Origin of the sequence: Pseudactinotalea sp. HY158 (assembly GCF_009660225.1) — a bacterium.
GTDB lineage: Bacteria > Actinomycetota > Actinomycetes > Actinomycetales > Beutenbergiaceae > HY158.
The window spans coordinates 2,151,011-2,175,866 of record NZ_CP045920.1; the positions used below are offsets into that span (position 1 = coordinate 2,151,011).

20 protein-coding genes are annotated in these 24,856 nt (G+C 71.5%); 9 read left to right on the forward strand and 11 right to left on the reverse strand.

The genetic code is table 11. The annotated features are described in order from the left end of the window. Positions 1-93 precede the first annotated feature (93 nt). Positions 94-1,470: a glutamyl-tRNA reductase gene (locus GCE65_RS09500; RefSeq protein WP_194928665.1), complete on the forward strand. Its 1,377-nt coding sequence runs from the start codon at positions 94-96 to the stop codon at positions 1,468-1,470. 154 nt (positions 1,471-1,624) lie between these two features. Next, positions 1,625-2,374, forward strand: coding sequence for a MerR family transcriptional regulator (locus tag GCE65_RS09505; protein WP_153878216.1), 750 nt, complete (start codon positions 1,625-1,627; stop codon positions 2,372-2,374). A gap of 104 nt (positions 2,375-2,478) precedes the next feature. Here GCE65_RS09505 and GCE65_RS09510 read toward each other — a convergent pair whose 3' ends face one another. The 7 genes from GCE65_RS09510 to GCE65_RS09540 form a co-directional block, all read right to left on the reverse strand. Beyond that, the gene (locus GCE65_RS09510; protein ID WP_370460096.1) at positions 2,479-3,426 is read right to left on the reverse strand and encodes a dihydrodipicolinate synthase family protein; all 948 of its coding nucleotides are present in this window, start codon (positions 3,424-3,426) and stop codon (positions 2,479-2,481) included. Further along, a complete protein-coding gene (locus GCE65_RS09515) occupies positions 3,411-4,235 on the reverse strand; it encodes an SDR family oxidoreductase (RefSeq protein WP_153879215.1) in 825 nt (274 codons plus the stop codon). Before GCE65_RS09515 ends, GCE65_RS09510 begins: the two co-directional genes overlap by 16 nt. 14 nt (positions 4,236-4,249) lie before the next feature. Further along, a complete protein-coding gene (locus GCE65_RS09520; RefSeq protein ID WP_228759876.1) occupies positions 4,250-5,332 on the reverse strand; it encodes a mandelate racemase/muconate lactonizing enzyme family protein in 1,083 nt (360 codons plus the stop codon). A gap of 29 nt (positions 5,333-5,361) precedes the next feature. Then, positions 5,362-6,210 carry a carbohydrate ABC transporter permease gene (locus tag GCE65_RS09525; RefSeq protein WP_153878218.1) on the reverse strand — a complete coding sequence of 283 codons (849 nt, stop codon included), beginning with the start codon at positions 6,208-6,210 and terminating at the stop codon, positions 5,362-5,364. After that, positions 6,207-7,157: a carbohydrate ABC transporter permease gene (locus tag GCE65_RS09530; RefSeq protein ID WP_153878219.1), complete on the reverse strand. Its 951-nt coding sequence runs from the start codon at positions 7,155-7,157 to the stop codon at positions 6,207-6,209. Before GCE65_RS09530 ends, GCE65_RS09525 begins: the two co-directional genes overlap by 4 nt. A gap of 2 nt (positions 7,158-7,159) precedes the next feature. Then, entirely contained in the window at positions 7,160-8,404 is a 1,245-nt protein-coding gene (locus tag GCE65_RS09535) for a sugar ABC transporter substrate-binding protein (protein WP_194928667.1), read from the reverse strand. Between the two features lie 98 nt (positions 8,405-8,502). Next, the gene (locus GCE65_RS09540) at positions 8,503-9,273 is read right to left on the reverse strand and encodes a FadR/GntR family transcriptional regulator (protein ID WP_153878221.1); all 771 of its coding nucleotides are present in this window, start codon (positions 9,271-9,273) and stop codon (positions 8,503-8,505) included. Positions 9,274-9,462: 189 nt separating this feature from the next. Here GCE65_RS09540 and GCE65_RS09545 point away from each other — a divergent pair, with 189 nt between their 5' ends. Further along, a complete protein-coding gene (locus tag GCE65_RS09545) occupies positions 9,463-10,665 on the forward strand; it encodes an MFS transporter (protein WP_228759877.1) in 1,203 nt (400 codons plus the stop codon). Between the two features lie 46 nt (positions 10,666-10,711). Here GCE65_RS09545 and GCE65_RS09550 read toward each other — a convergent pair whose 3' ends face one another. Genes GCE65_RS09550 through GCE65_RS09560 form a run of 3 tightly spaced genes read right to left on the reverse strand, consistent with a single transcriptional unit; the run spans position 10,712 to position 13,774 of the window. Next, complete coding sequence (locus tag GCE65_RS09550; RefSeq protein WP_153878222.1) at positions 10,712-11,608, reverse strand: ABC transporter permease; 897 nt, start codon at positions 11,606-11,608, stop codon at positions 10,712-10,714. Next, entirely contained in the window at positions 11,595-12,668 is a 1,074-nt protein-coding gene (locus tag GCE65_RS09555; RefSeq protein ID WP_153878223.1) for an ABC transporter ATP-binding protein, read from the reverse strand. Before GCE65_RS09555 ends, GCE65_RS09550 begins: the two co-directional genes overlap by 14 nt. Then, positions 12,665-13,774 (reverse strand): DUF2092 domain-containing protein, encoded by a 1,110-nt coding sequence (locus GCE65_RS09560; RefSeq protein ID WP_153878224.1) that lies wholly within the window; start codon positions 13,772-13,774, stop codon positions 12,665-12,667. Before GCE65_RS09560 ends, GCE65_RS09555 begins: the two co-directional genes overlap by 4 nt. A gap of 148 nt (positions 13,775-13,922) precedes the next feature. On the opposite strand from GCE65_RS09560, the gene GCE65_RS09565 reads away from it, so the two are divergent. Genes GCE65_RS09565 through GCE65_RS09580 form a run of 4 tightly spaced genes read left to right on the forward strand, consistent with a single transcriptional unit; the run spans position 13,923 to position 20,055 of the window. Further along, entirely contained in the window at positions 13,923-16,856 is a 2,934-nt protein-coding gene (locus tag GCE65_RS09565; RefSeq protein WP_153878225.1) for a LuxR family transcriptional regulator, read from the forward strand. A 44-nt stretch (positions 16,857-16,900) separates the two neighbouring features. Further along, positions 16,901-17,848: a PEP/pyruvate-binding domain-containing protein gene (locus GCE65_RS09570; protein WP_153878226.1), complete on the forward strand. Its 948-nt coding sequence runs from the start codon at positions 16,901-16,903 to the stop codon at positions 17,846-17,848. Positions 17,849-17,878: 30 nt separating this feature from the next. Further along, on the forward strand, positions 17,879-19,588 hold the full coding sequence (locus GCE65_RS09575; RefSeq protein WP_153878227.1) for a PEP-utilizing enzyme: 1,710 nt from the start codon (positions 17,879-17,881) through the stop codon (positions 19,586-19,588). Beyond that, positions 19,585-20,055, forward strand: coding sequence for a hypothetical protein (locus GCE65_RS09580; protein ID WP_153878228.1), 471 nt, complete (start codon positions 19,585-19,587; stop codon positions 20,053-20,055). The genes GCE65_RS09575 and GCE65_RS09580 overlap by 4 nt, the downstream gene beginning before the upstream one ends. Here GCE65_RS09580 and GCE65_RS09585 read toward each other — a convergent pair. Then, positions 20,021-21,331 (reverse strand): cation:proton antiporter, encoded by a 1,311-nt coding sequence (locus GCE65_RS09585; RefSeq protein ID WP_153878229.1) that lies wholly within the window; start codon positions 21,329-21,331, stop codon positions 20,021-20,023. The genes GCE65_RS09580 and GCE65_RS09585 overlap by 35 nt on opposite strands. A gap of 304 nt (positions 21,332-21,635) precedes the next feature. On the opposite strand from GCE65_RS09585, the gene GCE65_RS09590 reads away from it, so the two are divergent. Beyond that, the gene (locus tag GCE65_RS09590; protein ID WP_228759879.1) at positions 21,636-23,456 is read left to right on the forward strand and encodes a glycoside hydrolase family 15 protein; all 1,821 of its coding nucleotides are present in this window, start codon (positions 21,636-21,638) and stop codon (positions 23,454-23,456) included. Then, positions 23,453-24,838 carry a glucose-6-phosphate dehydrogenase gene (locus GCE65_RS09595; protein ID WP_153878231.1) on the forward strand — a complete coding sequence of 462 codons (1,386 nt, stop codon included), beginning with the start codon at positions 23,453-23,455 and terminating at the stop codon, positions 24,836-24,838. Before GCE65_RS09590 ends, GCE65_RS09595 begins: the two co-directional genes overlap by 4 nt. Positions 24,839-24,856: the final 18 nt, after the last annotated feature.

Below are 24,856 nucleotides of genomic sequence, written 5' to 3' on the forward strand. Positions count from 1 at the left end.
TCCTGCCACGGTTCGCGCCGAATCCGCACAATCATGCGGTTTCCTGACGCCCCGTCGCGATCGGGGCCGGCCGTGGAGGCTTACCCTGGCCCGGTGCTGGTCTGTCTGAGTGTGAGCTTCCGGACGGCCGGGTTCGACGTGCTCGATCGGCTGACGGGCGCGGCCCTCCCGGCCGCGGAGCTGCTCACCCTGCCCGGGGTGCGGGGTGCCGTGGCGATCTCCACGTGCAACCGGCTCGAGGCGTATCTCGACGTCGAGGCGGCCGGTGAGGCCCCGTCGTCGAGCGCCGCGGAGGAGTTGATCGGGCGGCTCGCCCGGTCCGCGCGGATCCCGCCCGCCACGGTCCGAGCGGCCACCCGGCTGCTCACGCGATCGCGCGTGCCGGCCCACCTGTTCGCGGTCGCCTCCGGGCTGGAGTCCGTGGCCGTGGGTGAGGTGGAGATCGCCGGGCAGGTGCGTCGCTCGGCCGTGCTCGCCCGGGAATCGGGCACGATGACCCCGGAGCTGGAGCGGCTGTTCCAGATGGCCTCGACCACCTCCCGCCGGGTGCGCACGGGCTCGGGTATCGACGCCGTGGGCCGCTCGCTCATCCGGCTCGCGCTCGACCTGGCCGAGAGCAGGATCCGCACGTGGCGGGAGGCGCGGATCGTGCTCGTGGGCACGGGCTCCTACGCCCGGGCGGCGCTCGTGGCGCTGCGGGAGCGGGGAGCCGGCGAGGTCGACGTGGTCTCCCCCTCGGGCCGGGAGGCGACGATGGCCGGCCGCGACGGCGCCGTGCCGAGGCCGTGGGAACGGCTCGCCCACCTGCTGGCCGGCGCGGATCTGCTCGTCACCTCGACCGTGGCGCCCGCGACCCGGGCGGGCGCCCTACCGGGCACTGGGTCGGGCACTGGGTCGGACACCGGGCAGGGAATCGGGCCGGTCGTCGGGGCGCGGCTCGTGGCGCAGGCACGGGAACGCACGCGCGACCCGCTGCTCGTGGTCGATCTGGGGATGCCCGCGAACGTGGATGCGGCCGCGGGCGAGGTGTCCGGGGTCGAACTCCTCGACCTCGCCACGATCGCTCGACACGCCCCGGTGGCCGATCTCGAGGCCTCGGCCCGGGCGCGCGACGAGGTGGCCCGGGCAACGGACCGGTTCGCGGCCGCGGTCGCCGAGGCCGAGGCGACTCCCGCGATCCTCGCGTTGCGCGACCACGTGGACGGGCTCGTCGAGGAGGAACTGGCCCGGCTGCGCCGCCGGGGCGAGGACTCCCCCGAGGCGGAGCGGGCCGTGCGGCACTTCGCCGCCATGCTCGTGCACGCCCCCTCGACGCGGGCTCGCCGGCTCGCCGTGACCGAGGGCCCGGATCGCTTCGCCGGTGCCCTGGGAACGGTTTTCGGGGTCGAGGGCGAGCCCGCCGGAGTCGAGGCGGCCGGAGCCGAGGCGGCCGGAGTGATCGCAGCCGAACGCGCGATTCTGTCCAGGTAGCGGCCCGCGACGTCGGCAGAATCCCGCGCCCGGTGCGGCGGGGACGCGACGTCGACGGGCCTCCCCACCCTCACCCCCTTGCGCTTGACGTAACGTCAACCGGTACACCTGGTCGTGCAGCATCGATCAACCGATCCCGACGAGGCAGGAGCCCATGCACTCGATCCACGAGGTGGTCCGCACGACCGGCCTCACCTCCCGCACCCTGCGCCACTACGACCGCATCGGCCTGCTTCGACCCACGACGACCGGCCCGGGCGGGCTGCGCCACTACGACCGGGCCGCCCTCGTGCGCCTGCAGCGCATCCTGCTGTGGCGCGAGCTGGGCATCCCGCTCGCACGCATCAAGGAGCTGCTCGCCGGCCAGACCGACGACCTCCTCGCCCTGCGCGAGCAGCGGGAGAGCCTCGAGCGCGAGAGCGCCCGCATCAACGACCAACGACGCGCGGTCGACACCACGATCGCCGCCCTCGAGAATGGAGAGACCCTCATGCCGGAAGAGATGTTCAACGGATTCGACCACACCGTCTACGACGCCGAGGTCCGCGAGCGCTGGGGAGACGAGGCCGCCGACCGCTCCAACCGCTGGTGGGAGGGCCTCGGCGAGCCGGAGAAGGACGGCTTCCGCCGTGAGGTCGCGCACCTCAACTCGAGTTGGGACGACGTCATCGCCTCGGGCGCGCCGCCCACCTCTCCCGCGGCTCAGCAGGTCGCGGCCCGGCACCTTGCCTGGCTGCGCTCGGCCTGGCAGGGCCGGGAGCTGACGGCCGAGGTCGTTCGCGACCTCGCGGACATGTACGTGGCCGACCCCAGGTTCGCGAAGAACTACACCCGTCGCTCGCCCGAGGGCGCCCGGTTCGTGCGCGACGCCCTCCACCACCACGTCGAGGTCGCCGGAGTGTAGGCCGCACGTCATGCTCCCCGCCGGCGCCTGCGCACGCGGGCACCTTCCCACTCCCGCCACGAACGCGGGCCGCACGGCCCGCGTTCGTCGGATCCTCGCACCTCTCACACCCGGGCAGAACGCTCCTCGTGCGCGGTCAGCCGGAGGTACTCCGTCAACCGTTCGTCGAGTCGATCGAGACGGGCCCGAGCAGCCTGTGACAACGGAACGAACGGCCGTCTGCACGATCCGAGGCTGCCCAGGCCCGCAGCGTCGCGGCCCGACACGTACTTGGCGGCCGGGAACACATCGATATCCACGAGCTCCCGGATGATGTCGTTGATTCGGCCCTGCACCTGTCGAGCACCGTCGACATCGCCAGAATCGAATCGTCGTCGCGCGGCCGCGAACAGTTCGTACTGCAGCCCCACCGTGGTTCCGATCGTCCCCCGGGCACCTGCCGCGAGCGAGGCGACGAAGACTTCGTCGAATCCGTTGATGAATGCCTTTCCGGGAAACCGGGCCGCCATCTGCTGCAGCGAGAACATGTTGTGGGCGGTATGTTTGACACCGACCACCTGATCGTTCTCCAGGAGTGGCCGGATCGATTCGGGCGTGAACTCCGTACCGGTGAATTGTGGAATGTTGTACACGATCATCGGCAATTCGACGGCCCGCATAACCGCAGCGTAGTGCTCGACCACCGCGTCCTGACCGAAGCGATAGTAGGTGGGCGGGATCATCGATACCGCCGTCACGCCCGCCTCCGCCGCATGACGTCCGAGTTCGATCGCATCGCGGGTGGCCCCGCCGCCGATGTGCGCCACGACGGGCACCCGTCCCCCGACCGCACGAGCGACGGTCGCAACGACCCTCTTTCGCTCCTCGGTCGACAGGAGCACGCCCTCACCGGAGGACCCACAGCAGTAGAGCCCCTCGATGCCGCGCTCGAGATAGCGGGTCGTCAGCTCGAACAGGACTCCCTCATCGAGGGATTCGTCGGGGCGAAGCGGCGTGGCGATCGCCGCCGTCAGGACCGACAGCTCGTCCGGCAGGGTCACCACGCCGTCCACCCGCCGTCGACGACGAGGTTGGACCCGGTCATGTAGCGCGATGCGTCGGACGCGAGGAACACGACGGCACCGTTGAACTCGTCCGCCCGGGCCATCCGTCCGATCGGGATCCTGGCGGTGTAGTTCGTTTGAAATTGCGCGTCCTGCGTGTCTCGGCCGACACCGGACGGTGTCAGGGTGTTCACCCGAACGCGATGACGCCCCCAGTAGGTCGCGCAATAGCGGGTGAGGTTGTAGACACCGGACTTGGCGGCGGCGTAGGCGACCGGCTTGATGAACGGCGTCCCCGTGGCCTCCTCCTTGTATGCGTAGATGTCCTGGACGGGAGAGACCATCCCGTAGATCGAGCCGACGTTGACGATCGAACCGGGCTTGTCACGCTCGCGCATCCTCGATCCGACTGCCTGCGTCATGATGAAGGTGCCCACCAGGTTGACATCGACGACGTCCCTGAACACGTCGATCGGGAAGTCCTCGAAGGGTCCAGAAACCTCCGGCGGGGCACTCGGCTGCGTGTCGAGACCGGCGTTATTGATCAGGATGTCGGGACTATCACCCCAGCGCTCCTCGATGGCGTCGAGTCCCGCCTCGACGCTGAGTTTGTCGGTGATGTCGATGGGGACCGGCAGCACGCGGTCACTCCCGAGGTCGGGAAAGGTGCTCCTCATGAGGTCCGGGCCCGCGCCGCGCGAGGCGACGGCGATCCGGGCTCCGCGCGCGTGGAACTCCCTGACGAACTCCTGGCCGATCTGACCGAAGCCACCGGTGATCAGCACGATGCGGTCCGTGACGTCGAAGATGTCTGTCATTCTCATTCCCTCCGTCAGATGGCGTTCTTGGAGAGCAGCGCCCGATTGAACTCCAGCCCCAGGCCCGGAGTGCTGCGAGGAACGAAGTACCCGTCGACATGCACGTGGGGCTCGATCACGCCCAATTCGGTGAGCGTGCCGCCGTCGGTCATCTCGGCGCCGAGGGCGTTCGGAACGGCACAGAGAACAGTCGCGCTCAGTTCCATCACGAAGTGCGGGATCATCGGTGCGTTGAACGCCCGCCCGAGCGCGGCGATGTCCATGTACGGGGTGATCCCGCCGACTCGCCCCAGGTCCGCTTGAATGAAGTCACACGCGTCCGCCGTGAGGTACTCGTTGAACTGTTGAAGCGTGTACAGGTTCTCGCCGAGGCCGATCGGCGTCGCAGTGTGGCGCTTGAGCCGCGAATGGGACACGACGTCATCGACCCGGAACGGCTCCTCGACCCAGTACAGATCGAGATCCGCGAACCGGTTCAGTGCCTGCTGAGCCCGCGCGTAGGTCCACCCTTGGTTCGCGTCGATCATGAGCGGGTAGCTCCCGACCGCCTCTCGGATCTTGCGCAGACGGAAGTAGTCCTCCTCGATGTCCGGCTTGCCCACCTTCACCTTGCCGGCGAAGAAGCCGGCAGCCTTCCACTCCTGTACCTGTTCGACCAATTCGTCGACGGACAGATTCAGGTTGATCCCGCTGCCATACAGGGGGATGCGGTCGTGTACCTGCCCGAGGAGCGCCGGGAGGCTGAGATCGTGGTGCTTGCCCAACAGATCCCATAGAGCGAGGTCCACGGCCGCGAGCGTGAGCGTCGTCACCCCGCCGGGGCCGTTGTCGCGCAGATACTGCCACGCCTCGTGCCACACCTTTCGAGGGTTGACATCCTTGCCGATGAGAGTCGGGGTGAGTTCGTCGAGCATCGCGCGCATCGTCCGACCGCCGACGCCCGACGTATGGCTGAACCCCGTACCGACGAGACCGCTGTCCGTGGTGATGTCGACGAGAAGGATCTCGATGTCGGTCACGTGGTGGATCTGGTCCCCCCACGGCCCCTTCGGGAGCGGCATGCGCGACAACTGGGCACTGATCGATTCAATCTTCACTGAAAACTCTTCCCTTCTAGAAGTGAGGTCTAACCCTTGACAGCACCGGCGGCCAACCCGGCGACAAGCCGGCGCTGAACGATGAGGAACCCTGCAATCACCGGGAGCACCGACAGCACACCGCCCGCGGTCAGCAGATCCCATCGGATCTGGTACTCGCCGATGAACAGATGCAGTCCGATCGGCAACGTCCGCGTCCCCGTGGAGGAGGTGAACGTCAATGCGTAGAGGAACTCGTTCCACGTCAGGATGAACGCATAGGTTCCCGCCGCGACCATTCCCGGGAGCAGCAGCGGCAACACCAGCTTGCGGATGACCTGCGAGGTGCTCGCCCCGTCGATCTGACCCGCCTCCTCGATATCCCGGGGGATCGAGTCCGCGAAGCCCTTGAGAAGCCAGACCGCGAACGGCGTCGCGAAGGCCGCATGCACGAGTGCCAGGCCGAACCTTGAGTCCATCAGTCCGAAGCTGCGAAGTTGACCCTGCAACGAGATCACGAGCAGCACCGCGGGGAACATCTGTGCGAGCAGCAGGCCCGTCATGAACGATTGCCTGCCTCTGAACCGGAAACGAGACAGGGCGATTGCGGCTCCGGTCGAAACCACCAGCGTCAGGGGCACCGCGATGGCCGCGACCACCAGGCTGTTGGTCATGTACTGCAGGAACGGAGTCGTCGAGAGGAGCTGACGGTAGGAGTCGAACGTGAAGGAGTCGGGCACCAGCGACGCTCCGGCTGCCGTGAGGTCCGACGCCGGGGTCAACGAGGTGAGCAGCATGACGACGTAGGGCCCCAAGGTCATCATGAGGATGATGACGAGGGCGATGCCGAGCACCGAGCGTGACAGCAGCCACTGGAACGATCCGGTCTTGGTTCTCATCCGAGGTCACCCCGCTTTCGTGAGAGACGGACATACATCACGACGAAGATCGCGAGGATCGCCGCCTGCAGCACCGCGTAGGTTGCTCCTTGCCCGAAGTCCGTCGCCTTGTAGGCAGTCAGATACGACTCCAGCGCGAGCGTCGTCGAGGCATGCCCGGGACCGCCGCCCGTGAGAATGTAGATGAGGTCGACATAGTTGGCCGTCCAGATGAGTCGGAGCACGGTCGTGATGAGAATCGTGGGCAGGATCGCCGGGATGACGACGTGGCGGAAGACCCCGACACGGCCCGCCCCGTCGATCGAGGCAGCCTCCTTGAGCTCCGGCGGCACGCTCTGGAGAGCTGCCAGGATCATGACGGCGAACAGCGGGATTCCCTGCCAGACGTCCAGAGCGATCAGGGTGAACAACGCGGTATCACTCGACGACAGGAATTCGATCGGAGCGTCGATGATTCCAAGATTCATCAGCGTCCGGTTGAGTACGCCGTTATTGGGATCGAGGATCCACTTCCACATCAAGGCGACGAGCACGCTCGGTGTCGCCCAGGGAACCATGATGAGACCTCGGTACATCCCCCGCAGCGGAAACCGCGTGTTCAACAGGAGTGCGACGAGCAAGCCACCCAGAAATTGCAGCGATACCGCTCCGAACACCCACACAGCCGTGCGCCCGAGCGTCGGGGTGAAGCCGGCATCGGAGATGATGTCGATGAAGTTCTGTATTCCGACGAACGTGGTCTCGCCGGAGAACGGCGCAACCTCGTTGAACGAGTACCAGACCGAACGCACGAGTGGATACCCTGCGAACACCGCCACCAAAATCACGGCGGGGGCCAGCAACACGAATGGCTCGACGTTCCATACACGCTTACGCCTGACCGGGGTGGTGACCCGTCGCTTCCGCGCACGGGCCACCACTCGTGGTGGCGTCTGGGTTGCAGCCACGACTACTCGGCACCCTCACGTAGGACGTCGGCCATGGTCGTGAGGGCCTCATCACTCGTGATCGATCCTTGGAACGCCTGCTGGATCGTGGGGTTCCATTCCTTTGCCGCCAGTTCGGCCACGCCCGGGATCCCGGGCCACACCTTGGCGCGCGGGATCGCGTCCACGGCCACCTTGAGCTGCGGGTCATCCGTGTAGGCGGGAGTGTCGATGACCGACTGCAGCACCGGCAGTTGCCCCTGCGCAGAGTTCGACATCGTCTCCATCTGGTCCTGTTCGCTCAACCAGGAGATCCACGTCCAGGCCGCCTCCTTCTTCTCGGAGTTCGCCATGATGACGTTTCCGCTCATGCTCCCGAGTGTCGGGCCCGGCTGCCCGTCGACCGTCGGAACCGGGATCACGCCGAGCTTGTCGCCGAAGTGCTCCTGCATCTCCTTGAGGGATCCGGGGTGGTGGATCATCATCGCAGTCAGGCCGTCCGCGAAGTTCGTCTTGACGGCGGCGAAGTCCGCGGTGATCGAGCCGGGCGGAGTCGCCTTCAGGTCGGTGACGAGATCGAGGTACCGCTGGTTGACCTCGACGCCGGTGTCGTCATCGAGGACGATATTCCCATCGGAGTCGACGATCTGCGCACCGCCGGCATACATCCATGCGAGCCACTGATCCTGGCCGCCGGCGCCACCACGGACGTCGAAGCCGTAGCGTCCGTCCTTCGTCAGCGCCTTGGCGGCATCCAAGAACTCCTGCTGTGTGGCGGGCGGCTCGATGCCGGCCTCCTTGAAGTAGTCCACACGGTAGTAGAGGTAGAGCGTCGTGTATTGGTGCGGGAGCATATAGATGTGGTCGTCGCCTGGAACCCTCCCGGTGTCCCAGAGCGCGTCGACCACGTCTGCCTTCCCGTCCCACGAGTCGACGAACGGCGTGAGGTCCGCGATCGCCCCTTGCGGGGCGAACTGTCCGAGCCACCAGTCCTTCGATCGCGCTGCGTCCGGGCCCGTGCCGTTGAGCACGGCTGTGACGACCTGATTCTGGTACTGGTCGAGCGGAATGTTTTCGAGCGTGACCTGGACATCGTCGTGGGTCTTGTTGAACTCTTCTGCGAGATTGTCCCACGTGGGGTCGGTTGCGTCGTCTTGCCACAGCCAGTACGTGACGTCGACCGGGCCGTCTCCGGACCCTTCACTACCACCATCCGAGCCAGAGCAGCCGGCGGCCATCATCATCGCCGCCGTGGCGACGGCTGCCATGCCAGTGAAACTCCTGCGTTTCATGCTATCACTCCTGTTCTACTGATTCATGCCCACACACAGGTGTGACCGCGATGGGCTCTTCGGACATTCCTGGTCTATTGGGACCGGACTGCCGCCTCATGACTCGAGAAGGTCATATCCGGAAACCTGTTGCGAACGCCGTAGAAGTGCGCATCCAATTCGTGGACGGCGCGGCGCATATCTCCCTCTTCGATCGCATCGAGGATGTACCCGTGCATCGCTGCGATTTCTGGATCTTCGACAACCGTTTCACTCGGGGGTCGAATCTCGTCGAACACGGCCCAAAAGGACTCGAGCACACCGTTGAGGACCGAGTTGTTCAGCGGACTGAAGAGTTGCCTGTGGAACGCCATGTCGATGCTGGAGAACGACTGTCCGCCCTTCGCGAGGCTGAGCATCTCCGCGGCCAACTCGCGCAATTCTGCACGCTGAACCCGATCCAGGAACTGCACGGCACGGGGCAAGAGGCTCGTCTCGAGTGCATGGCGCACCTCCAACAGATCCCGTGCCACGGCGTCATCGGGCGCCAGTATGGAGAGTGCCCGCATCGAGAAGCGGCCCAGGTCGAAGTCGACCCAGACTCGGCGCGCACCCTGACGACTACGAACCACACCGATGGCCTCGAGCGCGCTGAGCGCTTCGCGTAGCTGCGGTCTGCCGACACCGAGGTCGCGGGCGAGGCTCGCCTCCGTCGGCAGCGCGTCACCGCCCCGAATTCCACGACTACGGAGCAGACGGGCGACTCGGGCGAAGAGCGACCGATTCAGTCCACCCTCCTCAATGTTGTCAGACAGGAGAGGGGCAATCTCGTTCGCTTGTCGTACATCATCGCCGTTGGTGACCATGACGACAGTAGATCATGCGGGATTGGCGCCGTCAAGGCTCGATGTTATCGGACATCCCGTGGCCAACTTGTAGGACAATTGCACCGTATTGGACCACGTGCGCGCCTGGATCGTCCCGCCGGCCCCGCACCGGCACCCACGGCCGGTCGATACGTCGTCGGAGAGACGTCGGCGCTACCCTCGATCCCCGTGAGGACCACTGCTCGGCGAGCCCTTCCTCCGCAGGTCGCACTGCCCGGGGTGGCGTTCGCGTTCGGGATCGTCATGGTGGGCACCACGTTGCCCACACCGTTGTATCCGTTGTACGAGCAGCTCTTCTCGTTCTCGAACCTGATGACCACGCTCATCTATGCGGTCTATGCCACCGGGGTGCTCGCCGCCCTCATGCTGCTCGGCCGCGCCTCGGACTCGGTGGGCCGCCGTCCGATGCTTCTGGCCGGGCTGGCTGCGGCCGCCGCCTCCGGGCTCGTGTTCCTTCTCGGCACAGGACCGGCGATCCTGTTCGCCGGGCGCGTGCTCTCGGGAGTCTCCGCGGGCATCTTCACCGGCACCGCGACCGTGGCGATCATCGAACTCGCGCGCCCCGAGCTTCGACCACGAGCCGCCCTCGTGGCCACCACCGTGAACATGCTCGGCCTCGGTTTCGGGCCGCTCCTGGCCGGATTCCTCGCCGCCTGGGCACCGGCACCGCTGCGCCTGCCCTACGCCGCCCACCTGGCGCTGCTCGTGCTGGCATTCGCGGCGGTGTGGCTCATGCCCGAAACCGTGGGGCACGTGCGACGCCGCCTGCCACCTCCCCAGCGCCTCAGCGTTCCTCACCAGGCGCGGGCGGCGTTCCTGCCGGCCGCCCTCGTCGGCTTCGCCGCGTTCTCGGTCTTCGGATTGCTCACCGCGATCGAGCCCGCGATCCTGCGGCAACTCCTCGACGATTCGAGCCCGGCCCTGGCCGGGCTGCTGCTGTTCTCGATGTTCGCCGGGTCCGCCCTGGGGCAGGTGTCCCTGGCGAGGTTCACCGGTCCGGCCGCCCTCCCGACGGGCTGCCTCGTGCTCCTGGCGGGGTTGGCGGCGTTCGCCGGCTCGCTCCTGACCGCCTCACTCGCGGCGCTGGTCGTCACGAACGTCGTGGTGGGCGTCGGCCACGGGATCACGTTCCGGGCCGCGGTCGCGGCGATCACGGCGGCCAGTCCGCCCGACCGGCGCGCCGAAGCGATGTCGACGTTCTTCGTGATCGGCTATGTCGGCCTCTCGCTGCCGGTGGTGCTCGTGGGGCTCCTGGCCACGGCCTGGGATCTACGCTCGGCGAGTCTGGTCTTCGCGGCGGCCATCGCGGCCCTCACCCTCGCCGCCGTCGTGACCCTGGTCCGGCTCGGCCGGCGCGCACGAGGCGCATAGGGCCGATCGTGGCAGCGAGGCCTGCTGGGGCGCATCCGTCCCAGGGTCAGGAGAGGACGTCCTTCGTGGCGAACCGGCCGTACGCGAGCGCGCCGAAGAAGGCGACGTAGCCCGCCTGCAGGAGCGCGTTATCGGTGAAGGAGCCCCAGCTGATCGGTTCCCGGAGCAGGTCGACCGACGAGAACCAGTAGTGCGAGAAGAGCCAGGGGTGTAGCCAGGCGAGCTGGTCGAGTTGGCCGAGCACCTGGGCGACGACGGCGAGCACGGCCGTGGCCGCCATCGCTCCGACGGGCACGTCCGTGAGCGTGGAGATGAACAGCCCGATCGCGGCCAGGCCGAGCATCGAGATCGCGACGTGCGCCGCCACCAGCAGCGTGCGCACGAGCGCCTCGCCGGTGGAGGCCACGTCCCCCGACACGAGGGTGACCGGGCCCGCGCCGAAGAGCACGAGGCCGACGACCCATCCGGCGACGAGCACCACGGCCGGGGCCGCGACACAGAAGAGCGCCGCCGCGCCGTACTTGACGAGCAGCAGCCTCCCGCGGCCGGCCGGGGCCGCGAGCAGGTAGCGAAGAGTGCCGTGGGCGGCCTCCCCCGCGACCGTGTCGCCCGCGGTGGCCGCGATCGTGAGCGGCAGGAACAGCGGGGTCGTGACCACGAGGGCCGTGACCGCCACGAACATGCCGTTCTGGGTGACCCGGTCGAGGAAGGGCGGCCCCTCGCCGGGCCCGGGCGGCTCCGCGGAGAAGTACACCACGAGCGCGAGCAGCACCGGGATCACGGCCAGGGCCGCGAGCATCGCCCACGTGCGCCCGCGCCGGAACAGCAGGCCGACCTCCGAGGCGAACAGCGACCCGACCCGGCCGCGCCGGGCGCCCACGGCGTCTCCGGTAGCCACGGCGGCTCGGCGCGCGGCCCCCACCGCGGGTTCACCGGGTGACATCGAAGCCCTCGCCGGTCAGGCCCACGAACAGTTCCTCGAGGGAGGGGGTGAGGACCTCGAAGCCGCGCACCCGCACCCCGGCGCCCACGAGCGCGGCGACGAGCAGCTCGGGCTCTGGCAGCTCCCCGACCGACTCGACGGACCCAGCAAGCTCGGCACCCTCAGCAGACCCGGCACCCTCAGCAGACCCGGCAGACCCGGCAGACCCGGCAGACCGAGCAGACCCGGAATCCTCGGCCGGCCCGGCGGCTTCGGCGAGCAGATCCGGCGGATCCCCGGGCGCGCCCTGCACCACCCGGAGACCGAGACCGGCGAGGATCCCGGCCGCCTGCTCGCGATCCGGGGTCCGCACCCGCACCCGGGGCCGGCGGGCCGCCCGCAGGTCGGACAGGGTGCCCTGGGCCCGCAGCGCGCCGTCCTGCATGATCGCGGCGTGGCTGCACACCTGCTCGACCTCGGCGAGCAGGTGACTCGACACGAGAACGGTGGCTCCGTCGTCCGCAAGCGAGCGGATGAGCCGGCGCACCTCCCGGGTCCCCTGCGGGTCGAGCCCGTTCGTGGGCTCGTCGAGCACGACGAGCTCGCGTGGGGTGAGCAGGGCCGCGGCGATGCTCAGGCGCTGCTTCATCCCGAGGGAGTAGGCGCGCACCTTCTTGCGGGCGGCGGCGGACAGCCCGACCCGGTCGAGCGCGCCGGCCACGCGGACCGTGCGCGTGCGCGGGTTCGCGCGGGGATCGGCCGCATCGAGCCGGCGCAGGTTCGCGGCGCCGCCGAGGAACGGGTAGAACGCGGGCCCCTCGATCAGGGCGCCGACCCGGGGCAGGGCGTCCGGCAGCCCGCGCGGCACCTCGGAGCCGAGCACGCGGGCGGTGCCGGCGGTCGCGGCCGCGAGGCCCAGCAGCAGCCGGATGGTCGTGGTCTTGCCGGAGCCGTTCGGGCCGAGGAAGCCGAACACGCTCCCGCGCGGCACCGCCAGGTCGAGCCCGTCGACGGCGACCTGGCGGCCGAATCGCTTCGTCAGCCCGGAGGTCTCGACCGCCGGGCCGGCGGCAGGGCTCATTCGGCCGCCTGGAGCCGGTCGAGCGGGACGGCGCCGAGGAGCACCCGGCCGTCGTCTGTGAACAGGATCGTGGCCAGGGAGGTCTCGAGGGCGCGGCCGCCGTCGACCTTGGTGGTCAGCTGGTCGGCGAGACCGCCGGCGGCGAACGCGTCGGACCCGACTGTGCCGGCCGGGAGCTCGAGCACCGCGGCCCAGCCGTCGCCGACGACCGTGGGCCGCGCGGCTCCGGGCGCATCGCCCGTCGCGTGCATATCGCCCCGTCCATGCCCATCGGCCACTCCATGCCCATCGGGGAGCGCCGGAAGCTCCTGCTCGGTCACGGTCGCCCCGGCGGGCGGGGTGAACGAGAACAGGCCGGCGTCGGGGGCGCCGAGGTCGAAGGAGGTGAACGCGGCCTCGAGCGCGGGCCGGTCCGCGCCACGCGGGGTGATCGCGACGCGCAGCGGGATACCCGTATCGCCGTCGACCGCGACCGCAACCCGCCCCACGAGCGTGTCGGCGGTGCGCGGGGTGAGCACGAGGTTGTAGGCGGCGCGGCCCGCGACCGAACCGGTGCCGTCCACACTCACCTGCGTGCTCGGGTCGACCGCCGCGAGCACGCGGGCGGCGAGCGCCTCGGGCGTGACCTGGAGCGCCTGCGTGCCCGGCGTACCGGAGTTCTCATCGGCATGCCCGGCACCGCTGGGCGCGCTCACGTGCACCACCGAGTTGTCGCCGGAGTCGAAGTACCAGGCCTCGGTGCCGTTCGTGATGAGGTCCCGCTCGCCGAAGTCCTCGAAGACCTGCACGCGGGCCTGCCCCTTCTCGCCCACGAAGACCCGACCCTCGTGGTCGCCCGTGAGCGCCGAGAGCGCCGACAGCGCCCCGGAGTCCGTACCCGGGATGTTCGTGGGCAGCGCGGGCAGCCCGAGGTCGCTGGTCGTCTCGAAGCTCGCGCTGAACTGCTCGTGATCGTGCCCCGCGAGCAGCGCGAGCACCTCGCCGGCGTCGCGCTCGGGCAGATTCTGGGTGGCGATGCCCGACCCGGCGTCGGCCCAGGCCCCCGAGGCGGCGACGACGAGCGCGACGGCCCCGGCCGGTGCCCATCTGCGAATACTGTGCGCCATCTCGACCCTCCTGCCTGCAGCCACGAGCGTACGCCGGGCGTTCGGGCGGCGCCAGGGGCCGATCCGGGCTCCGGTGCCGGGATCCGGCATCCGGCTTCAGCGCCGGGCTCCGTTGACCGCCCCGGTGCGGCTGTGCCATACCTGAATTGTGCGCGATCGCGGCCGGGGCGATGCCGACGGGGCGGTCGTGCGCGCCCTCCCGCTCGTGGGGCGCGCCGCCGAGCTCGGCCGGATCCAGGCGGCCCTGGCCCGTGCCGCAGCCGGCGATCCGGTCGCCGTGGTGCTGAGCGGCCCGCCCGGGATCGGCACGAGCCGGCTCGGCGAGGAGGCCCTCACGCTCGCCCGCCGTGCCGGATTCCTCACGGGCATCGGCCGCGCCGACGAGGCCGGCGACGACCTCGCCTACGCCCCCGTCGTGTCGTTGTTCGGCGGGCTCCTGCGGGCCGTCCCGCCGCCGGAGCGCGCGAGCCTGCTGCGGGGCCTGGACCAGCTCGCTCCGGTCATCGCCGGGCTCGGCGCGCCCCGGCCCCTCGACGACCCGGCCCTGGAGCGGCTGCGCATCGTCGACGGCCTCACCCGCCTCACAGACCGACTCACCCGGCGCGCCCCGCTCGCCCTCCTCATCGACGACGCCCACGCCCTCGACCCCGAGAGCGCCGCCTTCCTGGCCCACCTCGCCGTGACGATCGAGGGCCGCCGGCTCCTGCTCGTCGTGACCACCCGCGCCGACGAGCCGCACCACACCCGGTCCGTACGGCTGCTCGCGCGCCTCGCCGCGGGCACCTGGTCGCAGGAGCACCTCCGGCTCGAGGCGCTCACGGATTCCGAGTCCCGCCGCCTCCTCACCGGCGCCCTGGGACCGCCGGTCGATCCCGAGCTGACGGTGCGCGTGCTCGAGGCCTGCGCGGGCGTGCCGCTGCTGCTCACGGCCGTGGCCGCCGATCTCCGCTCGAGCGATCCGCCGCGCCTCGCCGGCTCGGGCGCGCCGCTGCCCGGAGACCTGCGGGCCCGGCTGGCGGTCCGGCTCGCCGGGCTCACGGACGACGAACGTCACCTCCTCGAGCTCCTCGCCCTGGCCGGGACGCACCCCGGGCACGCCGTGCTCGCCGCGGCCGCCCGCCCCGACTCCGGGGCGCGCGCCCCCTTCTCGACCCCGCTGGACGAGCTGCTCGAACGGCTCGAGCGGCGCCTGCTCGTGGTCACCGGCGACGACGGTGCGTCGAGACTCGCCCACGGCCTCCTGCGGGAGGCCCTCGTCGCGGAGATGGTCCCGGCCACCCGGCGGCGCCGGCACGGCGAACTCGCCCGCGCCCTGCGCGCCCACGATCCCGACGACCCCCGCATCGCCGACCACCTGTTGCGGAGCGGCTCGCTCACCGATCCGGCCGTCGTGATCGGGGCCGCCCGGCGGGCACGCGACCTCGGCGCGATCGACGAGGCCGCCCGCTACCTCCGCGCGGCCCGCGACCTCTCCCCGGACTCCGAGCAGGCGGGCCTGCTCGTCGAACTCGGCGACCTGGCGCTCCAGGCGGGCCGGCGCGACGAGGCGGTCGCCCAGTGGCGCGCGGCCCTGCGCCACTCCCGGCGGCGAGGTGACGCGGGTGGCATCACCCGCGCCCACCGGAAGCTGGCCCTGCTGGCCTGGGGTGACGGCGAGGGGGCCGTGGCCGCCGACCACTTCGAGGCCGCGACCCGCGCGCAGGCCGGGCTCGAACCCTCCCGCGAGCTCGCCGAGGTGCTGTATTCGCGCATGCTCGTCGCCGTGCGCGACGGCGACGTCGCGATCGTGCCGGAGCTGGCCGATCGGCTCCGCCCGATCGCGGCCCGCCTCCACGACCCCGGGCTGCGCATCCGGCTGTGGCTCGTCGAGGCCGCCGGCGACACGCTCGCCCGCGACCTGGGCGCCGCGCGCACGGGGAACACGCGGGCACTCGACCTGGCCCGCGCGACCGGCGACCCCGTGCTCGAGGCCCGCGCGCTCGACCAGCTCTCCGTGATCGCGAGCATCGCCGGGGACATCCCGGAGCTGCGGCGCCGCAGCACCGCCGGCCTGGAGATCGGCGAGAGCCTCGGCGTGGAGACGATGGCCGTGTGGCCGCGGATGCGGCTGATCCTGGCCGACCTCCTCGGCGGGAACTGGGACCGGGCGCTGGGCATGCACGCCTGGCTGCTCGTGCTGCGCGGCTCGCTGCCGGAGGCGGACGGCCTGCTCGCCCGGGCCCGCGCGCTCCAGGCCCGGTCCACCCGAGGCGAGCCACGCCCGTCGATCGCGGTGTGCACGGCCGGCGCGGCCCTCGCCCTCGCCCGCGGGAACCCGCGCGAGGCGGCGCGGGTGGGCGCGCCGCTGGCCGACCTCACCGCGAGCTGGTATCCGTTCGCCCCCGCCCTGGTGCTGGGCGAGGCCCTCGCCGTCACGGACCCGGCCGCCGCGGCGGCGCTGGCGGACCAGGTCCGCGCCTGGTCCTGCGGCACCGCGTTTCCCGCGGCCGTCGCCGCCGGAATCGACGCCGCGTGCCTGCCGATCCCGGCGCCCGGGTCGCCCGCCGGCCACCCGGATCGTTCCACCCTCGACCGCGCCCAGGCGCTGCTGCGCGGCAGCATCGACGGCTTCGACGCCCTCGGGCTCCCCTTCCTGGCCGCCCGCGCCCGCCTCGACCTGGCCCGGTGGACGCACGCGGGCGCCGACTCCCCCGCGGAGGAGGCCGGCCACCTCGCCGGCGACGCACTCGCCGTGTTCTCACAGCTGGGCGCGCGCGACCACGCCCGGCGGGCACGCGCGCTGGTGCACGACCTCGACCCACTCGCCGCCGAGTCGCGGGGCGGCCCGCCCGGCCCCGGACCGGCATCCGCCGAACCCGTGCGGCTGAGCCGGCGGGAACTGGAGGTGGCCCGCCTCGTCGCGGAGGGGCGCACGAACGCCGAGGTCGCGACCGCGCTGTTCATCAGCCCGCGCACGGTGACCTCGCATCTCGACCACGTCTATCAGCGACTCGGCCTCGGCTCCCGGGCCGCACTGACCCGCTACCTCGCCGACTCCGGCCTGCTCGGGCGGTCGAACGGGTCGAACGGGTCGATTACGTAGTTCGACCGATACCGGCGGCGCGGGATGGGGCGCACGCTTGAACCGTGACCACGAACCGAATCCTCCCGCCCGGCGACGTCGAACGCCCGGGCGCGGCCGGGTACGTCGAATCCCTGGCGGGCAGCAGCACGCCCGAACGGAACCCGGGCTCGGCCGAGGAGGCCGATGAGCCCGGTGAGGCCGATGTGGTCTCGCAGCTCGGCGCGAAGGCCGCGGGCCTGGCGCGGCTCGTCGCGGCGGGGATCGCCGTGCCGGAGGGGCTCGTGCTCAGCACGGAGGCCCACCGGGACGCGCTGGCGCTCGCGGCCCTGCACCCGCCTGTGGACGACGCATCCCGCCGTCCGCTGCCCGTCCCACCCGCCGTGGGGGCGGCCGTCCACGCCATCGCCGCCCACTTCGCAGGTGCGACGCTGGCCGTCCGGTCCTCGGCCGTCGTCGAGGACGGCCCGCTCGCGTCCCACGCGGGCCTGTACCGGACCGTGCTCGGGGTCCGCGGCGAGGATCGGCTGCGCGCGGCGGTCCGCGCGTGCTGGGAATCCGCCGCCTCCACCCGGGTGGGGGCGGACACGCCGGGGCCGGCCGGAGCCGGCGGAATGGCCGGAGCCGGCGGGATGGCCGTGCTCGTGCAGCGCCAACTCGACCCGGACGTGGCCGGGGTGGCCTTCTCGGCCGACCCGGTCACCGGTGACCGGGACGTCGCCGTCGTCTCGGCCGTGCCGGGACTCGGGGATCGCCTCGCCGCCGGCCTCGTCACGCCCGACCGGTGGCGGGTGACCGGCGGGGCGGCCCTCGCCGAGCGGGCCTCGCTCCAGGCCCTCACGGCCGAGCAGGCCCGGGCGATCGCCGACCTGGCGGCACGGATCGAGGCGATCATCGGCGCGCCGGCCGACGTCGAGTGGGCCATGGACGCCGGCCGGCTCGTCGTGCTGCAGGCGCGGCCCATCACGGCGCTGCCACGGCCGCCGCGGCCCGCGCACCTGCCCGGGACGTAGACGAAGGAGACCGAGCGGTATGCGGAACCGATGACCGCGCTCGGGGCCTCCCTTGCCACCCGCGCCGTGACGGACGGGCTGAGCGCCGCGTTCCGGCGCTACGGCGGGCTCATCGGCAGGGTGGAGTGCCGCTCGATCGGCGGTGAGCTGTACCAACGGATGGTCCCCCTGGCCGGCGACGGGACCGGCGCCCCGCCCCACCCGCTCCTCCTGGCCGTGCTCGCCCGCACGGCGCTGCGCCGGCGGATGCGCGCCGCGCGCGTGCACGCCTCCCCCACCGCCGTCGCGGCGGCCGTCGCCCGCTGGCGCGAGATCGACCGGCCCGACCTGGAGCACCGGCTCGAGACGCTCCGCGCGGTGGCGACCGGCGGCCTGGACGGCCCGGGCCTCGCCGCACACCTGCGCGACAGCAGGGACCTGTTCGCCCGGGCGATGCGGCTGCACTTCGACCTCACCGTGCCGGGCATCGTCCCGGTCTACGCCTTCGTGCGGGTGTGCCGGCGCCTGCTCGGCTACGACGATCGCGCCTGCCTGCGGCTGCTCGCCGGCGCCTCACCGGCGACCTCCGCGGGATCCGTCGCCCTCGCCCGCATCGGCGAGCGACTGGCGGGGCATCCGGGCGCCCGCGCGCGGGTCGCGGCGGGCGAGGAGGTGGCCGCGGTGCTCGCCGAGACGTCCCCCGACCTCGCGCGGGACTATGCCGACTGGCTGCACCGGTACGCCCGGTCCTGCCTGAACGACGACCCCGGTTCGGGCGTGCTCGCGGACCGGCCCGACCTCGTGCGCGCGCTGCTGCTCACCGATCCGGCGGCCGCCTCCGGCCGCGTCGAGTCGGTCCGCAGCGCGCGCCGGGGCGCCGTGGCGCAGGCCCGGTCCGGGCTGGCGGTGCGGGCCCGACGGGAGTTCGACGCCGCCCTCGCGGCGGCCGAGGCCGCCCACGGGCTGCGGGAGGAGGTCGCCTTCTGGACCGGCTCGCAGTGCGGCGGGCTCGTCCACGAGGCGGCGCTCGCGGCCGGGCGCAGCCTGGCCCGCCAGGGGCGGATCGACCGCGCGCACGACGTCGTCGACCTCGGGCTGGACGATCTCCTCGCCGCCGTCGAGGGCGGGGGCGCCGACCTGCGGGTGGCGGTCGCGACCGCCCGGGCCGAGCGTGCCTGGACGCGCGCGCATCCGGGGCCGGCCGTGCTCGGCGGCCCGAGTCCCGCCCCGCCGGACCTGCGCGGGCTGCCCCGCCGCGCCCGGCTCGTGAACGAGGCGATGCTGTGGGCGCGGGCCGGGCGGCCGGCCGCACCGGGCTCCGACCCGGCGACACGACCCGCACACCGACCCGCGCACGGGCCCGCACACGGGCCCACCCGGCCCGCGCCCCGGAACGGAGCCGTCCCGATCCTCACCGGAATCCCGGGCTCCCCCGGCCGCTACCGCGGGGCCGTGCGCATCGTCGACGGCGAGGCGGACGCGGGCACGCTGCGCGGCGGGGAGGTCCTCGTCACGCGCATGACCGATCCGGCCTGGTCGGCGCTGTTCCCGCTCGCGGGAGCGCTCGTGACGGACATCGGCGGCGAGCTCTCCCACGCGGCCATCGTGGCCCGGGAATACGGAATCCCGGCGGTCCTGGGAACGGTCGCTGCGACGTCCACGCTGCGCGACGGCGAGCCCGTCGAGGTCGACGGCACCGCCGGCATGGTCTTCGGGCGCGGCGGAGACGCCGCCACGCCACCGTGGAAGGAGTCGTCATGACCACCGCAACAAGAAATCGTGCCGGCCACGAGCCCGCGCCGGTCCCCGCCGTCGCGGGGTACCGGAGCGGATTCGACACGGCACAGCGCTGGCTCGCGCTGCTCGGCGTCGTGCTGTGCGCGCTCCAGATCGGCTTCGCCGCCCTGGGATTCTGGGGCGCCCAGGCCGCGGGCGGCGGCGAGGACGCCACCCGGGCCGCCTTCGCCCCGCACGGCGAGCTCGGAACCGCGCTCGGCTACCTCGCCCTGCTCGTGCTCGTCACCGGCCTCCTGGCCCGCTCGGGCTGGAAGTCGTGGGTGATCCCGCTCGTGCTCGCCGTGCTGCTCTTCGCGGTGCAGGGAATGCTCGTCGGGCTCGGCTTCGAGGTAAGCAGGTGGTTCGGGTTCGTGCACGCGCTCAGCGGAACGGTCATCACCGCCGGCTTCGTCTGGCTCATGCTCGACCGGTTCCGGGCGCCGCTGCGCTGACTCCCGCCGGCTCGCCCTCGCCGTCCTCCCCCGCGCGGGCGGCGAGGGCGCCCTCACCCTCCCGGGCGCTCCGGGCGTCCTCGACCCGCCGGGTGGCCTCGCGGGGGGTGAACCACAGGCTCCCGACGGTCATGACGAGGGTCGTGGCCACGACCACGAAGAACACGATCCCGTCGCTGAAGGCGTTGACGGTCATGCTCGCGGGGATCGAGTAGAACAGCACGACCGTCACGAGCCCGCGCGGGGCGAAGAACAGCTCGGGCAGCACGTGGTGGCGCACGAAGATCCGCAGGTACACGTACCGGGCGGCGAAGATCGTGGCCACGATCGCGGCCCCGACCGCCACGACGCGCCCGTCCCCGAGCACCCGCACGTCGATCGTGTACCCGAACAGGGTGAAGAACACGGTGCGCACGAGGAAGGCCGACTCGCTCGTGACGGACTTGATCGTCTCGGTCGCCCGCTCCACCGACCCCGGGTCGAGGTAGCGGTGCAGCGGCCGATGCCGGCTCTGCCCCCAGTTGTTGATGATGAGCCCGAAGATGAGCACGGTGAGCAGGGTCGGGGTGTTGAAGAGGTGCCCGAGCGCGTACACGAGCATGAGCACCGGGTGGATGAGGAAGGCCTTGATGTGCACCTTGACCTTCGCGAGCAGCACGACGAGCAGCACCGACACGATCACCGAGACCACGAGCGCCAGCGCGATGCTGCCCACGTTGAGCGCGACGAGCCCGATCGAGAATCCGCCGCCGGCCACGAGCACGTTGAACAGCAGGATCCCGAAGATGTCCGACAGCGCGGACTCGTAGGTGAGGAACTCGCGCTTGTCCTCGCTCAGGTAGCCGATGCTCGAGGCCACGATGGTCGAGCTGATGACCGCCAGCGGCGCGGCGTAGACGAAGCTGGTCAGCCACGGCAGGTCGAGCAGGCCGTGGACGACCGCGGCGATGCCGGTGATCGAGATCGCCAGCACGAACAGCGCGGACGCCGTCGCCCGCCGCACGAGCGGCAGCTTGCGCCGGGAGACGTTCAGGTCGAGCCCGGCCTCGAGCAGGATGAGGATGAGCCCGAGCACCCCGAAGAACTGGATGAAGTCGAGCGGCACCTCGACGTGCCGGTCGAGGGAGGTGAGCAGCTCGCGGATGCCCACCCCGAGCAGCAGGAGCATGAGCACCGTGGGGATCCGGGTCTTCGTGCTGATCAACTGGAACACGTAGGAGCAGATCACCAGCACGCTCAGGGCCGTGATGGCGAGGTAGACGTCGAACTCGATCATGAGGGCCCTCGGTCGGTGTCGGGTGACGGTGCGCCCGGCTGGTCGAAGCAGCCGGCTGAAACGCTCAGCCGCCCACCGTAGCGAGTCCCCGCCGCGACGGCAGCTTGCGTGAGATTTCTCTCGTATGGACGACGCCCGCTCACCCGCCGCGCGAGCTCGCCGATCGCTCCGGTCCGGTCCAGCCCGACCCAGCCCGACCCAGCCCGGCCGCTACCGGCCGCTACCGGCCCCGATTCGGGCGGATCGGGCAGGCGAAGTCGCCGGTCCCGTGCCGCAACCCTGGTCAGGCGTCTACGGTGGAGGGGTGAGTACTCCCATCGGCGACTATGCACTCCTGTCCGATCGACGCTCCAGTCTGCTCGTCTCCCGCACGGGCAGCATCGACTGGCTGTGCCTGCCACGGATGGACTCCGCCGCCGTGTTCTCGGCGCTGCTCGGCACCGAGGAGCACGGCCGCTGGCTCATGGCCCCGCGCGAGGGCGAGGTGCTCGGCCGGCACTACGAACCGGGCACGTTCGTGCTCGTCACGCGCTGGCGGACGCCGACCGGCGAGGCGGAGGTCACCGAGTTCATGCCCCCGGTCGACGGCCGCTCGGACCTCGTGCGGCACGTGCGCTGCCTCTCCGGCACGGTGCAGATCGACCACGAGCTCGTGCTGCGCCCGAACTACGGCTCGACCGTGCCGTGGGTGCGCCGGGTCCACGACGACGACGGCTCCTATCTCGAGGCGATCGCCGGACCGGACGCCTACATCCTCCACGGCCCGCGGCTCGAGGCCGCCGACACCCGGCACCGGGGTTCGTTCGAGCTCCACGCCGGGCACTCCCACTCGTGGGTGCTCACCTGGGTGCCGTCCCATGTCGGCGGGTGCACGCCGGTCGACGTGCGCGAGGCGCTGCGCCAGACCCGCCAGTACTGGCAGGACTGGAGCGCCCAGATCGAGGCGGGCGGGTCGTGGGCGGGCGTCGTGCGCCGTTCCCTGCTCGTGCTGCGGGCGCTGACCAACGACGAGACCGGCGGGATCGTCGCCGCGCCCACGACCAGCCTGCCGGAGGATCCCGGCGGGGAGCGCAACTGGGACTACCGGTTCTGCTGGCTGCGGGACTCGGCCCTGACGCTCGAGGCGCTGCTGCTGCACGGGCGGACCGAGGGTGCCCTCCACTGGCGCAACTGGCTGCTGCGGGCCGTCGCCGGCGACCCGGAGGACCTGCAGATCATGTACGGCATCGCCGGCGAGCGCGAGCTGCCCGAACGCATCCTCGACCACCTCCCCGGATACGCCGACTCCCGGCCGGTGCGGGTGGGCAACGCGGCGGTCAACCAGTTCCAGGCCGACGTCGTGGGCGAGGTGATCATCGCCCTGGCCAAGCTGCGCGAGGCCGGCGTGGAGGAGGACGACTTCTCGTGGCCGCTGCAGCGGGCGATGATCGACCACGTGGTGCGCCACAGTGACGACAAGGACCAGGGGCTGTGGGAGATGCGCGGCGATCCCCACTACTTCACCCATTCCCGGGTGATGATGTGGGCCGCGCTGGACCGCGGGGTGCGCGCCTGCACCGACTACGGCCTGCCGGGCCCCGCCCGCGAATGGGCGGCGCTGCGGGAGCGGCTGCGCGCGGAGATCCTCTCGAAGGGCATCAGCGCCGAGACCGGCGGCTTCACCCAGACCTACGACAACGCCGAGGTGGACGCCTCCCTCCTGCAGATCCCCCAGACCGGCTTCATCGCCTACGACGACCCGATCATGCTCGCGACCGTGGCCCAGATCGAGCGCGACCTCACCAAGCACGGCCTGCTGCTGCGCTATCGCACCACCGGCACCGACGGGCTCGCCGGCGACGAGCACCCGTTCCTCGCCTGCTCCTTCTGGCTCGTCGAGCAGTACGCCAAGAGCGGCCGGATCCCCGAGGCGTACGAGCTCATGGACCGGCTCGTCGAATGCACCTCCGAGCTCGGCCTGCTCGCGGAGGAGTACGACCCGGCCGGGCAGTTCCACATCGGCAACTTCCCGCAGGCGTTCAGCCACCTCACCCTCGTGCGGGCGGCCGACGCCGTGCTCTCCGCGGAGATCGAGCAGGTGGGCCACGCGTTCAACGAGACCACGACCGAGCAGGAGACCCCATGACCACCCCGACGACCCTCCTCGTGCTCGGCGCCTCCGGCGACCTGACGCGCCGGCTCCTGCTCCCCGGGCTCGGGTCGCTCCTCGAACGCGACCCGGACCGGCCGCTGCGGATCGTCGGCGCCGACCGCGCGGACCTGGGCGCAGACGGCTTCGCCGACCGGCTCGGCGAGGCGCTGGCGGAGGGAGGGGCGAGCGACGCCGTCCTCGCTCGACATCGCGAGAGCGACTACCACCGCCTCGACGTGACCGACGCCGACGAGTTCGCGCGGGTGCTGGCCGACGTCGCGGGCGACGCGAATGAGCGGCTCGTGCTGTACTTCGCGCTGCCGCCGGCGGTCACCGAGCGGGCGTGCCACGCGCTCACCCACTGCGACCTGCCCCCGGACACGCACCTGGCGATGGAGAAGCCGTTCGGCCGCGATCAGGAGAGCGCGCGGGCGCTGAACGAGCTCGTGGCCCGCCTCGTGCCGGACGAGCGGGTGCACCGGGTCGATCACTTCCTCGGCAAGTCGACCGTGATCGACGTGATGGCGCTGCGGTTCGCGAACCGGATGACCCAGGCGGTATGGAGCGCCGATCACATCGCGGCGATCGAGATCGCCTACGACGAGGCGCTCGCGCTCGAGGGCCGGGCCGGCTACTACGACCACGCGGGCGCGCTCGTCGACATGATCCAATCGCACCTGCTGCAGGTCATGGCGGTCGTGGCGATGGAGCCGCCCTCGCAGATCACGGGGCGGGAGCTGCGGGACGCGAAGTCCGCGGTGTTGCGCGCCACCCGGCTCTGGGGCGGGGACGCGGCCACGGCGAGCCGGCGCGGCCGCTACACGGCCGGCACCATCGGTGAGCGGCACGTGCCGAACTACCTCGACGAGACCGGGGTCGATCCCGCCCGCGACACCGAGACGATGGCGCAGGTGACGGTCGAGGTGGTCAATCAGCGCTGGCGGGGCGTGCCGATCACGCTGCGCTCCGGCAAGGCGCTCGGGCACACGCACAAGCAGATCGTCATCACGTTCGAGGACGTGCGGCACCTGCCGGAGGGGTTCCGCGGCGCGGACACCCGCGACCGGCTCATCATCGGCCTCGACCCGGACGTGATGGAGCTGCGGCTCACGACCAACGGCACCGAGGACCCCTTCGAGCTCGAGCAGAGCACGTTCGCCACCGAGCTGCGCCGCGCCGAGCTCACGGCCTACGGCGAGGTGCTCGCCGCGATCCTCGACGGGGAGGCGATGCTCTCCGTGCGGGGGGATGCGGCCGAGGAGTGCTGGCGGCTGACCGACGAGGTGCTCGCCGCCTGGAAGGCCGGAACCGTGCCGATGGAGGACTACGAGGCGGGCTCCCCGGTGCCCGGGGACTGGGGGCCGGCGCTCGGCTGATACCGCGGTGCCGAACGC